We start from the raw sequence: 543 nt of genomic DNA, 5'->3' as shown, positions 1-543 counted from the left end.
CCTTGGTATTCTGGCCGCTGGCGGGTGCTATGTCCCTGTCGGTACACACCAGCCTCTGCTACGACAGCAGCGTATACACACCACCGCGGGGATCCGTTTCACTGTCACTGACCCGGCACACCTTGATGTCGTCCCTGGCCTCGCCATTGATATTTCTTACACTGACAGGTTCTCGCCATTAGAGGCCCCCGTCCCTGTCTCACCAAACAGTCCGGCGTATATCATCTTCACCTCCGGCTCTACCGGTGAACCCAAAGGCGTTGAAATGGCCCATCAGGCCACCGCCAATACCCTTGATGACATTAACCACCGCTATGGTATCCACCCCGACAGCCGTGTGCTTGCGGTCTCTGCGCTCGATTTTGACCTCTCCGTCTATGACCTCTTCGGTCTGCTCAGCGCTGGCGGTGCCGTCGTCATGGTCGATGACGCCATTCGACGCGATGCCGCTGCCTGGTTGTCTTTGATTAACGAACATCATGTCACTGTCTGGAACTCGGTCCCTGTCTTGTTAGACATGCTGATGGTTGTCGCTGAAAGCCA

At 56.5% G+C, this 543-nt stretch carries 1 protein-coding gene; it reads left to right on the top strand.

What is annotated here, in order from left to right; genetic code table 11:
• Positions 1 to 543 (top strand): AMP-binding protein (locus D515_RS24965; RefSeq protein ID WP_039850809.1); only part of this gene is annotated, 543 nt, incomplete at both ends.

This window comes from Grimontia indica (assembly GCF_000333895.2).
GTDB lineage: Bacteria > Pseudomonadota > Gammaproteobacteria > Enterobacterales > Vibrionaceae > Enterovibrio > Enterovibrio indicus.
Note: the sequence above shows the minus strand (reverse complement) of the source record. Positions and strands in the feature narration are given on the sequence as shown.